Annotated in this window: 17 protein-coding genes; 13 read left to right on the forward strand and 4 right to left on the reverse strand. The window is 40.9% G+C overall.

The annotated features are described in order from the left end of the window. The first annotated feature begins 7 nt into the window (after positions 1 to 7). From FKV42_RS12030 to FKV42_RS12040, 3 genes are all read left to right on the forward strand, one after another. Complete coding sequence (locus FKV42_RS12030; protein ID WP_154810531.1) at positions 8 to 349, forward strand: DUF3795 domain-containing protein; 342 nt, start codon at positions 8 to 10, stop codon at positions 347 to 349. Continuing rightward, the gene (locus FKV42_RS12035; protein WP_154810532.1) at positions 333 to 641 is read left to right on the forward strand and encodes a nucleotidyltransferase family protein; all 309 of its coding nucleotides are present in this window, start codon (positions 333 to 335) and stop codon (positions 639 to 641) included. Before FKV42_RS12030 ends, FKV42_RS12035 begins: the two co-directional genes overlap by 17 nt. An 86-nt stretch (positions 642 to 727) precedes the next feature. Beyond that, positions 728 to 931, forward strand: a complete 204-nt coding sequence (locus FKV42_RS12040) for a YwbE family protein (protein WP_154810685.1) — start codon at positions 728 to 730, stop codon at positions 929 to 931. 358 nt (positions 932 to 1,289) lie between these two features. Here FKV42_RS12040 and FKV42_RS12045 read toward each other — a convergent pair whose 3' ends face one another. Together FKV42_RS12045 and FKV42_RS12050 are read right to left on the reverse strand one after the other, a co-directional pair. Beyond that, positions 1,290 to 1,478 (reverse strand): CxxC-x17-CxxC domain-containing protein, encoded by a 189-nt coding sequence (locus FKV42_RS12045; protein WP_154810533.1) that lies wholly within the window; start codon positions 1,476 to 1,478, stop codon positions 1,290 to 1,292. Positions 1,479 to 1,753: 275 nt separating this feature from the next. Then, positions 1,754 to 2,620, reverse strand: a complete 867-nt coding sequence (locus FKV42_RS12050) for a Rossmann-fold NAD(P)-binding domain-containing protein (RefSeq protein WP_154810534.1) — start codon at positions 2,618 to 2,620, stop codon at positions 1,754 to 1,756. Positions 2,621 to 3,055: 435 nt separating this feature from the next. On the opposite strand from FKV42_RS12050, the gene ygiD reads away from it, so the two are divergent. After that, positions 3,056 to 3,868 carry a 4,5-DOPA-extradiol-dioxygenase gene (gene ygiD / locus FKV42_RS12055; RefSeq protein ID WP_230375690.1) on the forward strand — a complete coding sequence of 271 codons (813 nt, stop codon included), beginning with the start codon at positions 3,056 to 3,058 and terminating at the stop codon, positions 3,866 to 3,868. A gap of 59 nt (positions 3,869 to 3,927) precedes the next feature. Here ygiD and FKV42_RS12060 read toward each other — a convergent pair whose 3' ends face one another. Further along, on the reverse strand, positions 3,928 to 4,398 hold the full coding sequence (locus FKV42_RS12060; protein ID WP_154810535.1) for a hypothetical protein: 471 nt from the start codon (positions 4,396 to 4,398) through the stop codon (positions 3,928 to 3,930). A 239-nt stretch (positions 4,399 to 4,637) separates the two neighbouring features. Between FKV42_RS12060 and FKV42_RS12065 the strand changes: the two genes are divergently transcribed. The 7 genes from FKV42_RS12065 to FKV42_RS12095 all read left to right on the forward strand — a co-directional run bounded on the left by FKV42_RS12065 (position 4,638) and on the right by FKV42_RS12095 (position 11,404). After that, a complete protein-coding gene (locus tag FKV42_RS12065; RefSeq protein ID WP_154810536.1) occupies positions 4,638 to 5,465 on the forward strand; it encodes an ABC transporter ATP-binding protein in 828 nt (275 codons plus the stop codon). Positions 5,466 to 5,623: 158 nt separating this feature from the next. Further along, positions 5,624 to 6,583 (forward strand): hypothetical protein, encoded by a 960-nt coding sequence (locus FKV42_RS12070; RefSeq protein WP_154810537.1) that lies wholly within the window; start codon positions 5,624 to 5,626, stop codon positions 6,581 to 6,583. Between the two features lie 191 nt (positions 6,584 to 6,774). Then, on the forward strand, positions 6,775 to 7,296 hold the full coding sequence (locus tag FKV42_RS12075) for a GNAT family N-acetyltransferase (protein WP_230375693.1): 522 nt from the start codon (positions 6,775 to 6,777) through the stop codon (positions 7,294 to 7,296). 113 nt (positions 7,297 to 7,409) lie between these two features. Further along, the gene (locus FKV42_RS12080; RefSeq protein WP_154810538.1) at positions 7,410 to 8,669 is read left to right on the forward strand and encodes a UbiD family decarboxylase; all 1,260 of its coding nucleotides are present in this window, start codon (positions 7,410 to 7,412) and stop codon (positions 8,667 to 8,669) included. A 29-nt stretch (positions 8,670 to 8,698) separates the two neighbouring features. Beyond that, entirely contained in the window at positions 8,699 to 9,883 is a 1,185-nt protein-coding gene (locus FKV42_RS12085; protein ID WP_154810539.1) for an aconitase X, read from the forward strand. Continuing rightward, positions 9,864 to 10,277: a DUF126 domain-containing protein gene (locus FKV42_RS12090; RefSeq protein WP_154810688.1), complete on the forward strand. Its 414-nt coding sequence runs from the start codon at positions 9,864 to 9,866 to the stop codon at positions 10,275 to 10,277. The genes FKV42_RS12085 and FKV42_RS12090 overlap by 20 nt, the downstream gene beginning before the upstream one ends. Before the next feature lie 20 nt (positions 10,278 to 10,297). Then, complete coding sequence (locus tag FKV42_RS12095; RefSeq protein ID WP_154810540.1) at positions 10,298 to 11,404, forward strand: TIGR04013 family B12-binding domain/radical SAM domain-containing protein; 1,107 nt, start codon at positions 10,298 to 10,300, stop codon at positions 11,402 to 11,404. Positions 11,405 to 11,413: 9 nt separating this feature from the next. Here FKV42_RS12095 and FKV42_RS12100 read toward each other — a convergent pair whose 3' ends face one another. Then, positions 11,414 to 12,130, reverse strand: a complete 717-nt coding sequence (locus tag FKV42_RS12100; protein ID WP_154810541.1) for a YkgJ family cysteine cluster protein — start codon at positions 12,128 to 12,130, stop codon at positions 11,414 to 11,416. A 198-nt stretch (positions 12,131 to 12,328) separates the two neighbouring features. Here FKV42_RS12100 and FKV42_RS14035 point away from each other — a divergent pair, with 198 nt between their 5' ends. Together FKV42_RS14035 and thsA are read left to right on the forward strand one after the other, a co-directional pair. Further along, on the forward strand, positions 12,329 to 12,502 hold the full coding sequence (locus tag FKV42_RS14035; RefSeq protein ID WP_196214131.1) for a DUF5350 domain-containing protein: 174 nt from the start codon (positions 12,329 to 12,331) through the stop codon (positions 12,500 to 12,502). A gap of 192 nt (positions 12,503 to 12,694) precedes the next feature. Then, entirely contained in the window at positions 12,695 to 14,347 is a 1,653-nt protein-coding gene (thsA, locus tag FKV42_RS12105) for a thermosome subunit alpha (RefSeq protein WP_196214132.1), read from the forward strand. Positions 14,348 to 14,442 lie beyond the last annotated feature (95 nt).

A 14,442-nucleotide genomic window follows, 5' to 3' on the forward strand; every position in this document is an offset into this window, starting at 1 on the left:
AACAATCATGTCCATCAAAGAAATAGGCTGCTGCGGTGCATACTGCAAAACCTGTAAACCATTTTACACCGGAACCTGCAAGGGATGCAAAATCGGCTATGACACCGGTGATAGAGACATCAGCAAAGCCAGATGCAAAATAAAAATCTGCTGCATTGTGAAAGGATATGATAGCTGTGCCGATTGTCCTGAAATTGAGACATGCCCTGCAATTATGGAGTTCTACGGTAAAAATGGGTACAAATACGGGAAATATCAGCAGGCAACTGAGTTTATAAGGGAATACGGATATGAAGAGTTTTTGAAGATTGCGAATAACTGGACGAATGCTTATGGTAAATACAAGTAGTATTGAAATTGATATGTACATAGAGCAACTTCATAAGTTGTTGCCGGAACTGAAAAAAAGATTCAACGTTCATTCTCTTGCAGTATTCGGTTCTTATGTCAGAAATGACCAAAACAAAAAAAGTGACATCGACTTGCTTGTAGAGTACAGTGATATGCCCGGATTGCTTGGTTTTATTGAACTTGAGGATTATCTTTCTGAAACATTGGGAATTAAAGTTGGTCTTGTGCTCAAACCTGTCCTGAAACAAAAAGTTGGAAAAGATATATTGAATGAGATAATACCAATATAATACCACATCTGCAGCCCCAGACTATCGGCTCATTTGTAAATTCAATCTACAAACAAACTTATATGGTCTCAAACTCTCACACCACCATGAATCCCGGAAGCTCACGAAAAAACATCAAAATCGGACTTGCTGTTGGAATTGTCCTCAAGCAGGATCAGAAAAGCGGCAAGATAACCAGAGGTGTTGTCAAAAGAATCCTGACAAAATCTTCATCTCATCCACACGGAATAAAAGTTCAACTGGAAGATGGTAGTGTTGGACGAGTTAAAGAGATTCATTCCAGTGAATAGATTACTTAGTTTCTTAGAGTTTCATTCTTAATCATCGTTCTTAGTATAACATGCAAACATTTTATTGCAGCTTGTACACTTTGAACTTGATTTTATGCTGCACCAAAGTCACCCGGTTTACCGGAAGTGATTGAAACAGATACAATGCTTTATCCCAATGGTATACCTGCAAGAATATGGGAACCACATGCCGGACATAACACTTTTTTTAACTTCATGCCTGCATTTCTCCCTAGCTTAGCTTACGGAAAGTGATAGGATAAAAAAACAAGGATTGAAAAAAGTTGTGTTGACAGATACGATAATCAAATAGATGAAAACAGTATCTGTCTGAAATATACTGAATTATACGAAATAATTAGTATCTTTTTGGTCTGTGATTCTGGAAACATTCCCTGCAATATACAGGTCTGTCACCGGATGGCTTGAAAGGAACTTCAGTCTCCTGTTTGCAGTCAGCACATATTGCCTTGTGCATTTCTCTTGGACCGTTGTTTGACCTAAAGCCGCCGCCTCTACTGTTTCCGCCTCTGTTATTGAATGCCATTTTATATTTCTCCTAAATTTTTATATAGTTCGCACAGCAGAACCGATACTGAGAATTATTGTATGAACAGGTAATATCTGTTAAAACCAAATCGCTCATTCCGATACGGCTACTTCTTACTGTCAGCAATTGTTAAAAGAAGCACGCAAAAATAGAGTAACCCTTTATACATCGTTGAGCAATCGAACTATTCCTTTCAACCACCCTATTGTATAAATAACCGGTGCTCTCAATTTAGACAGTGACAAATCAATTTTACCGATTACAGAAATGCTTTACTGCACCTCAAGCAAATTCATAATCCCATGACAATTACAGGTTGTAGCAATAAAGAAAACACGATCTTTAATTGTACATGAATCCCTTTTTTCAGAAACTGACTTCACATGTTCCATCAAAGAGAGCATATATTCTTTAAAATCAACTCCTCTGATCCCACCAATTCCAGGCTTCATCTGGCAACTTTCAAAAACCCAGCCCTTGTAGATGGGTAGTAGCTTTCTGGCATAAGCCGTTATTGTTTCAGGTTTTTCCCTCTTGAAATTATAACAATACTCAGCAGGCCCCATGCAGTTATCAGGACATATTTCTCCCATCTTAGCGTACGAGAGCATGATTGCCCCGTCCTTTGGAGAATTAAACACCACAATATTTTCAGGCAAAAGGGAGAGTATGCCGTTAAAATATGCCGTCATTTTCTCATCGTTGTCAGCAATTTGAACGGCTGAAATGAGATTTCCGGATGAAAATGAACCCAACATATCGATTGCCATATTCACAACAGCATGAGTTGGCACAGCAGGAATTATGAATTCCGGGATTCCGGCTTCAAGAATCTCAGGTACATTACGAACATCCATACAATGGAAATAAACATTGTCGGATTTGCTTTTTGACTTGTGGAAATACTTTATTAGATTGAGAAGTTCTTCACGGCCAACAGTCACTGAACTGTTAGAGGCATTAGATGATTTATCTACATCAATGATCACTACAAAAGAGAAAGACTTCTCCCTGGCATATCTGGCAAAGTCACTTCCTATTTTTCCACCACCCAGCACAAGGTAATAGCCTTCTATGACAGGGAGTGAACTAAACTCTGTGATCTTCTTGTCCAGTGAGGGAACGAGTTCTGAATTCACAATAAGAGTAGGAAAAGACAGTATATAAGTGAAGCTATTTGTTGCCCAGTGGAATTCCTGTTTATATGAGTGAAAAAAAACTTTGCTCTATTTAAATTCCACAAAAAAAATTTGAAAATCTAAAACAAAGTAACCATCCGCCGAAGGCGGCACATTCCTATGCTGCTATAAAGAATATAATTCAAAAGAATAGTGCATGCGAAGAAAGTATTCCAGAGTTACGAAGATCGTTTTTTCCTTCTTGTTGAAAAACGCCGGCTTCGCCGGGCCCTTTGGGTTACTCAAGTTATTCATGACCCACCAGAAATCATATTGACATGACAAAACCAACCTGCTTACCCTAAAATATTGATAGCAGGATTTTTACAGAGCCGTATGTGGGATAAGTCAAAAAATCATTAATATAACGCACAACATAATTCATGTAGGGATATTATGAGTGGGAACATATCAAGCGATAAAATGCCTGTACTCTTTATTGGACATGGATCTCCAATGAACATCATTCTTGACAACAGCTACACACAGAGCCTTGCGAAACTCGGGAAAGAACTTCCAAAACCAAAAGCGATTATGATTGTTTCGGCTCATTGGATGACCGATGGAACTTTTGTTACCTGTAATGAAAAGCCGAAGACGATCTATGATTTCTATGGTTTCCCAAGCAAATTATATGAGATTGATTACCCAGCTCCGGGAGCTCCTTTTGAAGCTAAACTTGCATGCGAAACCGTAAGAAAAGCACCGGTTGAGTGCAGTAACCAGTGGGGACTGGACCACGCATCATGGGCAGTCCTTAAACATATGTATCCTGAAGCTGATATTCCTGTGTTTGAGATGAGTATTGATTATTCTTTCAATGAGTGGCACCCGAAAATGATGCAATATCACTATGATCTTGCATCAGAACTTAAAGAACTTCGAAATCAGGGTGTGCTTATTATTGGCAGCGGTAACATCGTCCATAATCTGGGTCTTATTGATTTCCAGAATGTAGATGCAGAACCCTATGACTGGGCGGTTGAACTTGATGAGAAGGTCAAGGATAATCTCCTATCAGGTAACCACAGGGATCTTATTGAATACCTGAACATGGGTGAAGTAGCCAAACTTGGTGTTCCCACTCTGGATCACTACTTGCCGATGATATATACAATCGCATTACAGGAAGAAGATGACACTCTTGAGTTTACTCATGAAGGATTCCAGCATGCATCTGTTTCAATGAGATGCTTTAAGATTGGATAAAAAGTTCAGCCGGAAATGGCTGATAATAAAAGGAGAATCTCAAACAAGATTTAGCCAGGTTATTTTACACGGTTGCCGTATATAGCCTGCAAATGTCCCTTCGGATCAAAATCAGTTTTGTACTTAAATTTCCCGGAATCTGCCTTGATGATGGTTTCCCAGCTTGTCTGAGTTATGCCATCGTCATCTGTACTGGTCTTTTTATTGACCTTGACAGAACTGATAGTTGAATTTGGAATTGCAAAATTTGCTTTATCCTCTGCCAGAGCTGTCTGTGCACTCATGTTAACATATCTTTCTGCGTATTTGTTCGCACCGGAGATCTGAGCACCCCACTGGCCAAAGAAGCCTTTTCCTTCAGCTTTTGCCTGTGCACGAGAGTCTTTTATAACCTGATTCAGCATTGCACGTGTGACCTTAGCCATGATGGTAGTATCTGGCGTTGCGATCAAAGTGAACATATCATATGACATACCCAGCATCTTACTTTTTTTCATGTTCGGAACAATTCCGATTATTTCATCATCCATTTTAACCCTCCTTGACATCTATTGAATTGAGACCACTTTTGTACCTTAGTATTACAACCATAGATGATAATAAAAAATAGTATAACGTAATAAATATATAAAGATTGTCTTTTGTCATTCTGTTAAATCAAATAGTAAAACAAGATTCATGTGGCATTCATAGAATACTACAAAAGAATTATTATGCTTAGACAAATAAACGGATGAAACCAAGCTGAAAGGAAACATGTGACCAGTAGATGACAGAGAATCAAAAAAACACAAAGTTGAGCAGTGAAAAGATGCCTGAATCTCTTGTTAAGATGAAGAATATAGTTGTCAGAAAAAATGACAGACTAATCCTTGATTCCTTATGTTTCAACATTAAGAAAGGTGAAAATATCGCACTCATCGGACCGAATGGTTCCGGCAAGTCATCTATCATTAAAACAATTATCGGAGACTACCGCCCAATTGCAGATACTGAAGGCATGGTTTTCAGGATTATGGAAAAAGACAGGTGGGTAATCTCTGACCTGAAAAATCTCATGGGAATTGTATCAGGAGAGCTTCAACTTGACTATACTAGAGACATATCAGTTGTAGAAGTGGTCCTTTCCGGTTTTTTCAGCAGCATTGGCATCTATCCTAACATGAAAATCGAACCTTACATGCTGCAAAGGACAGCAGATATTATTGATTTCCTTGAGATCAGACATCTTGCAAGCAAGAACATATCCCACCTTTCAACCGGTGAAGCAAGGAGAGTTCTCATCGGAAGGGCACTTGTCCACGACCCCATGATACTTGTTCTGGATGAGCCAACAAACAGCCTTGACCTGAAAAGCAAGCATGTGTTCAGGGAAACTGTGAGCAAAATCGCAGCTGCCGGAAAGAGCATTATCCTTGTAACCCACGACCTTGAGGATATTGTTCCTGAAATCAACCGTGCGGTCCTTCTGAAGGACGGCAGAATCTTTGCAGACGGAGATATTAAGGATATTCTTACTGCTGAGAAACTGACGGAGTTATTTGGCATTCCGGTCGAGGTTGGTAAGGATAAGGGATATTATCATGCATGGTGTTGAAAAAAAACCTTTATTCTTTTTGTTAATTTGGAAAATTGTTACAATCTAAAAATTTATTCAAAACTTACTTTTGAAATAAAACATATTACGACATACTATTATTTTATAAGTGCATATATTTATATGCAAAGTTATGCATGTTTACATATAGTGATGCTATGAAAGCTCCAACCATTCCTTTAGTTATCCTTTGTGCACTCATTACAGTATCAATTGCCGGATGTTTTGATATGGACCATAGTGATTCTTCAACAACGAAGAATGCAGACTCAATATTCGAGACTGTAGACTATGATATCTCTACAGATAGCCAGTACTTCTGGCTTGAAGAAAATTATGAAGTTGTTACCCCTGACCCGGCACTATTCAAGAAGTATGCAGATAGTGGCACTTTCACACTTGAACTAATAAATAGGAGTTTAGAATTAGAGCTTACGGAAGTGGCTATTCCCGAAGGAGCCAGAAAGGTATCCTTAAACAACGGACCGGACATATATTTCGACGGACAGGACCCACAAGAAGTATTCATATTCGAAGGAAAGGTTGTTAATAACACAGAGAGCTCAGCATGGTTTTCAGGATCGGAATCCATGGGTTATTTGGGTGGAGAAATTATCAACGGTAATGAAGAATATCACATAAAGGGCACTAGTAATGGAGAAGTATACAATGGAAAATTTATTGAGATTATCTATTTATCCCAGTATCAATCAGGTAATTTGAACTTAACAGTTGTGCCGGAAAAGACGAAAGTAAAAGATAACGAAACCTTTGATATACATCTTACATTGACAAATACAGGAAACAATACCCTGAATGTATGGAAACTCTGTGAGCAGATAAGTTATGATCTATACTTCAGATCAGTTGAATCCGATAATTATGTGCATTATTCTTGTGGTGTGTTGGAAAGAGTTCCAATGACCAATGAAGAAACCGAAGAACTAAAACCGGGAGAATCAATTAATACCACATTCAATTCCAAATGTTGGGAACTAGAACCTGGAGAATACACCCTCTACGGCGTTTATCGGACACTGAAGAATGAAATGGTATCAAAGCCTTACTGGTTCGGAGAAATTAAATCTGAAGAAATCAAGATTCTAGTCGATGATTAGGATGCATTCACATGTATCCTGAAAAACTTCTTTTCCGAGAAAGCCGTTAACTACCGCAACATAGGAATCTATTTTAATCTCATAATTGAGCCCCATATACCGAAAAGGACAATGGAGTTATTTTGTATTCCGATCGAGGTTGGTAAGGATAAAGGTTATTATCATGCATGATGCTAAATTAAAGATACACAATGATCAATGAAACAGTAAATCTTGTAAAACCAACACTAGCAATGAAAGATTCGTATCTGGATTTTGCCATTGAATGGAAAAAAAGCAATGAAGAAATCATTCCATCTCCTGCAAGACTACTGGATAGAAGTTACGAAAAATGGTTAACTGAGATTTACAAACTCGAAAGAAAAGAAACATGCTCTGAAGACTTGGTACCGGCATCTACTCATTTTTTAGTTAAAGATGAACGCATATTAGGTGCAATAAATATCAGACATGAACTTAACGATTACCTGTTTAATTATGGAGGGCATATAGGATATGGTGTCCGGCCTTCCGAACGTGGTAAAGGTTATGCTACTTATATGCTTAAAAAGGCACTTTCTATTTTAAAGGATATTGGAGTTTCAAAAGTGCTTCTAACTTGCGATAAGAAGAATGTAGCTTCTGCAAAAACTATCCTTAAATGCGATGGAAGACTGGAAAATGAAGTTAACGAAGGTGAAAAAGTAGTACAAAGATACTGGTTTTCACTTTGATAGTAAAGTATACAAATCCCCTTTTAGTATATGCATTCAAATATAATTGGCTCATATTCTAGCCCAAAAATGAGATTACACTAACATATTACAACTTTTACACGGATGATACCATGAGGGAATTTATCGACCAGCTCAGGAAGAACGGGAAACTCGTAGAGGTTACAGAGCCTGTTTCAAAGGTGTTCGAAGCACCGCGTATTGCAAAGAAAACACCCGGACCGGTGCTGTTCCATGATATTGACGGCAACAAAGCCATCATGAACGTACTTGGTTCAAGGGATGAACTTGCAACAATGTTCGGTGTGGACAAGGATAAAATCATCAAGAAACTCTCTGAAGTATCACCAGATGGTGAGGTTGTTATTGTAAAAAACTCACCAACCATGGAAGTCATCGAGGATGAAGTTGACCTTACAAAACTCCCCATAATGACACACTTCGAGAAGGATGCAGGGCCATACCTTACAGCCGGAGTTGTTGTAACAGAATATGAAGGTGTCATGAACGCAGCTATCCACAGACTTCTTGTAGTCGATAAAACCAGACTTGCAGCACGTCTTGTAGCTCCAAGACACAGCTATGTTATGCACAAGAAAGCATCCGACAAGGGAGAAAAATTACCTGTAGCAATTGTTCTTGGTGCAGACCCCACAGTTACTTTCGCATCGACCACACGTGTACCGGCAGGAAAGGAATTCAACTATGCTGCAGCACTTCGTGGAAAGCCAGTGGAACTTTTCGAATGCTCAAACGGAATCAAAGTCCCTCATGCAGAAATTGTACTTGAAGGTTACATTGACCCTGTTGAAAGAGTCGATGAAGGGCCATTCGTGGACATCACAGGAACCTACGACCTTGTGAGAAAAGAACCAGTCATACATATCACAAGAATATTGCACCGCAAAGACCCTATCTACCACGGAATCCTCCCGGCAGGTCCTGAACACCTGCTCATGATGGGAGTTCCATACGAACCAAGGATATTCAATGCTGTAAGCGAGGTCACAACCGTCAAGAACGTGGTGCTCACAGAAGGCGGATGCTGTTACCTGCATGCTGTTGTGCAGATAGAGAAACAGACAGAAGGTGACGGAAAGAACGCCATCATGGCAGCCTTTGCAGCCCACACAAGCCTGAAGCATGTGGTTGTAGTTGATGATGACATCGACATCTTTGACCTACATGATGTTGAATTTGCCATTGCCACCAGAGTGAAAGGTGACATGGACGTTATGATAATACCAAATGTGAGAGGAAGTTCACTTGATCCACGTGGTGCACCTGACGGAACCACAACTAAAATGGGAATTGATGCAACCAAGGTTCTGAAAGAAGCACAGAACTTTGAACGTGCAAAGATGCCAGAGTAAGATTGAAAATAACAACATGGTGAAAAAGAATGTATCTTACACCTGAAGAAGAAAAAACACTTGATGGTGAATATGGTCGTAGCCTCCAGAAAGCCATCGAAATACTGGTTGCACTTGGAGACATCTACGGTGCTGACAAACTAATTCCTGTAAAAAGTGCACAGATAGCCGGAGTATCTTATAAGACAATTGGAGATGCAGGTCTTGAGTGGATATCAGATCTTGAAGGAAAAGTGAAGATCCCCTCAATACTCAATCCTGCCGGTATGGACATAGTTCGCTGGGATGAAATGGGAATTGATCCTGTTTTTGCAAAGAAGCAGCAGGAAATCATCGAAGCTTATGCAAAACTAGGTATCCAGACAAAGTGCACATGCACACCATATTACCTTGAAGGATTCAACGTCACACTTGACGATCACATTGCATGGAGTGAGTCTTCAGCAGTATCATATGCTAATTCAGTTATTGGTGCAAGGACAAACCGTGAAGGAGGTCCATCAGCACTCTCCGCAGCACTTGTAGGCAAGACCGCAAACTACGGATACCACCTTGATGAAATGAGAGAACCTGTGGTAGCAGTGGAAGTTGATTGCGAACTTTCAGGCTCTGACTTTGGTGCTCTTGGTTACGTTGTAGGCAAAACTGTCGGAAGCAGGGTGCCAATATTCTACACGAAGAACGAACCTTCAAAGAACGAGATGAAAGCCCTCGGTGCAGCCCTTGCAGCATCCGGCGCTGTGGCACTATATCATATAGAAGGCGTCACACCTGAGGCAGTCAGGAACAAATTTACAAGGCCTGATGAAGTCATCCCTGTCGAAAGAACACAGATAGACGAGGTCTATGAAGCTAATAAGGATATACAGTCCAGCGAAATCATCACCGTTGGATGTCCACACTGTTCTGTTGAGGAACTGGAAGAGATTGCAGGACTTGTTGAAGGGAAGAAACTACAAAAGGAGATGTGGGTATGCACTGCAAGGGAAGTCGCTGAAAGGCATCCTGACCTTGTGCAGAGAATTGAGAAAAGCGGTGCAAAGGTTGTCTGTGACACATGCATGGTAGTCTCACCTGCCACGAACAAGTATGCTTCTATAACAGTAAATTCCGGTAAGGCTCTTGCCTATGTTCCAAGCATGTGCAAAGTAGCTGCAAAATATGCGAGCATTGAGGACTGCATTAAAGAGGCAGGTGTTGTTGATGAAAATTAAATGCAGGACAATTTCCAGAGGCGTTGCAGAAGGAGAAGTTCTCCTTACAAATGATGCGATCTCATTCCTTGGAAATGTTGACCCGGAAACCGGAGAAATAGTCGAGCCACAGCACGAACTTTACGGACAGTCAATTGCCGGAAAGGTCCTTGTTTTTCCTCATGGAAAAGGTTCTACTGTTGGCTCTTACGTAATCTACCAGCTTTTCAAGAATGGTGTAGCTCCTGCTGCAATGATAAATCTAGAATCTGAACCAATCGTAGCTGTAGGAGCTATAATATCTGAAGTGCCTCTTGTTGACAGGCTCGAAAATGACCCTTATGAAATTCTGAAAAATGGTGACAGGGTTATTGTAAACAGTACCGAAGCTTTTGTTGAGTTAAAAGATGAATAATTAAGGTTTAGAGATAATTCATGGATGTCTGTTTTCGCTGGAACAAGAAGAACACATACAGTCTTGCTGCACTGGCACCTCTTGTACCAGATGCTTTGAAGGTCAAAAAGCCTCACGATGGAGTAATGATATACAGCTTCGCCACCAGGCAAAAAGATTCCATCTTTAAAGAAGTAAAAAAAGCAGACACCGAATCTATATTCATAGCAGGCGGTCCTCATCCTTCAGGTGCGCCGGATGAAACACTGGATTTTTTTGATTACGTGGTTATCGGTGAAGGTGAAGAGACTTTACCTGAACTTGTTAATGCAATCAAATCAGGGAGGGATGTTTCCACAGTAAAAGGAATTGCTTACAGGGATGATTCCGGAAAAACTGTAATCACAGAGAAAAGAGAGCCTGTTGACCTTGACAAATATCCATGTTTTAACCCTGATATTGTAATGTCACCACTTGAGATCAGCAGGGGTTGTCCTTTCAGGTGCAGGTACTGCCAGACTCCGCGTCTTTTTGGAAATAAAATGAGACATCGAAGTATAGATTCTATCGTTAAATATGCAAAATATTACCGCGACCTGAGATTCACATCTTCAAACTCAATGGCATACGGTAGTGATGGAATTCATCCACGTTTTGACAAGGTTGAAAAACTCCTATCGGCACTAAAAGATACTGGAGCAAGGGATATTTTCTTCGGGACTTTTCCGTCTGAGGTTCGACCTGAATTTGTTACCGATGAATCACTGGAACTAATCACAAAGTACTGTACTAACTCTAAGGTAAGCCTTGGAGCACAATCAGGAAGTGACCGGATCCTGAGAGAAATACTCAGAGGACACACTGTTGATGATGTTGTCCATAGCCTTGAACTCTGTTTTGACCATGGGATAACACCTATTGTGGATTTTATGGTTGGTTTCCCCGATGAAACTGAAGAAGAACAGGATATGAGCCTTGAGCTTATCCAGTGGATTTGCAAAAAAGGAGGGAATGTGCATTCGCATTACCTTACACCACTACCGGGAACACCTTTTGCTGATGTGAAAACATCACCTGTAAGTAAGCGCTACAAAAAAGTGATGGGGAAACTGGCACTTACAGGCAAGGCAACCGGCACGTGGGAATAATACTATAATTCATTTTAATTCTGGTCTTTTGAACTTGTGCTCTACGAATTCACTATTATAGTAGACAAATACTGTAATTTCCGCACCTTTGTTGAACTTACGCATTTCCCTATCGTACACACCCTGTACGTGTTTCAGTTTATTCTTGCTGAAGTGTTGTTCTGCTTTTTTGAAGAACTCTATTAGCTGGGAAAGATAACCGGTTTCGTATGATTTAATCTGGTCTGCAATCTCACTGGCTTCTTCATTAATAATCTCTGTGTGATAGCAACCGTGCTGGTTAAGGCCGCTTATCTGCCTCCAGTCTACATTGCCATCCTCATCTGGTTCACGGTGAAGCATGTAAGGATAAAGACTGCAAATTGTGGGGCGCTGGTCATAGATTTTGCATCGGTTTTCTTCATTGAGGAAAATGCATGAACCATCTTTTTTTGCTTTTAGTGCATAGCCGGATACGTAGAAACGACCTTGCCGGTCACAAAGTTCAAAGTATGGTGCAGGTTCCATGCAGTCTGAATCAATCTGTTTCATCCTGATGGCATCTTCGTTCAGAAGAAAAACATGGTCATTGAACTGCCTTGTACAGCAGCGGGCACAGAAATCACATTCAAAGCCAACTTCCTGTATAATAGATATGAGCTCTTCATTGGGATAATCTTGTACACCCTGAAGCTCGTCTTTTACTGCTTCCAGCTGTTTCTCAATTGCCGGGATTATTTTGATCAACTCCTGCTAATATGGATGCATAATCTCTGCTGTCTACAAGTAATTTTGCCCTTGCGTTCCCGCAAGCTTTAATACTAAGCATTACGTCTAGAAGTAAACTCAACGACTAGAACTATATATCTAGGTTAAACATAAAATAACTTAAAATTAACATTAATTTACAAATAATTTTAAATAATAATTCAAGAGGATTTTATCATGGGTAAAACAGGCAGCATTGAATGGTCAAAAGTAAAGGGACGCAAAGGAAGAACAATCAAAGTACCAAAGTGCAGGGAAGGAAAAGCTCATCCAGGACCAGCACAGAGATACATGTCATCCGGTGCAAAGAGGAGATTCCTCAGCAGATCACCAAAATCAATTGTAAGGTGAGTTTTCTCACTTACATCAATCTTTTTTTCTTTTATCTATTATTTCGATATCTTTTTTTCAATTGTGAGTAGCTTACTCTTTCTTCGTGAAGAACTCAACCAACCCGATATGCTTATATAGAACTACAAACATTAAAAAACGACTTGAGAATAAATGTCATTCTAATTTCATAACATAGGAGGATAGACAATTATGGCAGGACAGATGGCAGGACAGCCAATTTTCATATTAAGAGAAGGAAGCCAGAGAACCAGAGGCAGAGAAGCACAGAGCAACAACATCATGGCTGCTAAAGCAGTCGCTGAAGCTGTAAGAACAACACTTGGTCCAAAAGGAATGGACAAGATGCTTGTAGACAGTCTCGGAGATGTAGTTATCACAAACGATGGTGCAACCATCCTTAAAGAGATGGACATCGAGCACCCTGCAGCAAAGATGATCGTTGAAGTTTCCAAGACACAGGACGATGAAGTCGGTGACGGAACAACAACAGCTGCTGTAATTGCCGGTGAACTCCTCAAGAAGGCAGAAGAACTTATCGAGCAGGATGTACACCCAACAATCATCGCATCCGGTTACAGAATGGCTTCAGAGAAAGCAGGCGAGATCATCAAGACACTCGCAAAATCAGTTACCAGAGAGAACAGGGACATTCTCATCAACATCTCCGGAACAGCAATGACCGGAAAGGGTGCAGAAGCAACAAAGGAAGTCCTTGCAAACGTCACAGTTGACGCTATCACAAGCATTGCCGATGAAGACAACAATGTTGACATGGACAATATCAAGGTAGAGAAGAAGGCTGGTGCACGTATCGAGGAAACCGAGCTCATAAAGGGCATGATCATCGACAAAGAGCGTGTACACACCAACATGCCAAAGAAGGTCGAGAACGCAAAGATCGCACTCATCAACACAGCAATCGAACTCAAAGACACAGAAGTCGATGCTGAGATCTCAATCACATCACCTGAAATGCTCCAGTCATTCCTTGACCAGGAAGAAAAGATGATCAAGGACCTTGTTGACAAGGTAACCGGCAGCGGTGCAAATGTCGTATTCTGCCAGAAGGGAATCGATGATATGGCACAGCACTACCTTGCAAAGGCAGGCGTATTCGCAATCAGACGTGTAAAGAAGAGCGACATGCAGAAGCTTGCAAGAGCAACTGGTGGAAAGCTGGTCACAAATGTCGATGAGATCACAGAAGCTGACATGGGTAAGGCAGACCTTGTAGAAGAGAAGAAGATTGGCGGCGACCCAATGACCTTCGTAACAGGCTGTGACAATCCAAAGGCAGTTTCAATCCTCCTCCGTGGTGGAACTGAGCACGTTATCGACAACATCGAGAGAGCACTCAACGATTCCCTCAGAGTAGTCGGCGTAGCAATCGAAGACGAGAAACTTGTAGCTGGCGGCGGATCACCTGAAGTAGAAGTCGCACTCAGACTCCAGGAATACGCAGCAACACTCAGCGGCAGAGAGCAGCTTGCAGTCAAGGCATTCGCAGAGGCTCTTGAAGTAATTCCAAGAACCCTTGCAGAGAACGCAGGTCTTGACCCAATAGACATGCTCATGGAGCTCCGTGCACACCACGAGAAGGGTGTAAAGACAGCAGGTCTCAACGTCTACGAAGGAAAGGTAATCGATATGTGGGAAGCTGGAGTCGTAGAGCCACTCAGAGTAAAGACCCAGGCGATCAACGCAGCAGCAGAATCCGCAGTAATGATCCTCAGGATCGATGACATAATCGCATCCAGACAGGGAGCACCTGGACCATCCGCAGAAGACATGGTTCCAAACCTCCCACCAGGAATGGGCGGTATGCCAGGCATGGATATGTAAATATCCTGAAAAAAAGATTTATAAATCTAAACTTATTTGCGCAGGTTCGCTTGAATTCTGCGCAAAACCGCTTTTTTGAATTATTATTAATAACT

It is taken from the genome of Methanolobus vulcani, assembly GCF_006546655.1.
Classification (GTDB): domain Archaea; phylum Halobacteriota; class Methanosarcinia; order Methanosarcinales; family Methanosarcinaceae; genus Methanolobus; species Methanolobus vulcani_A.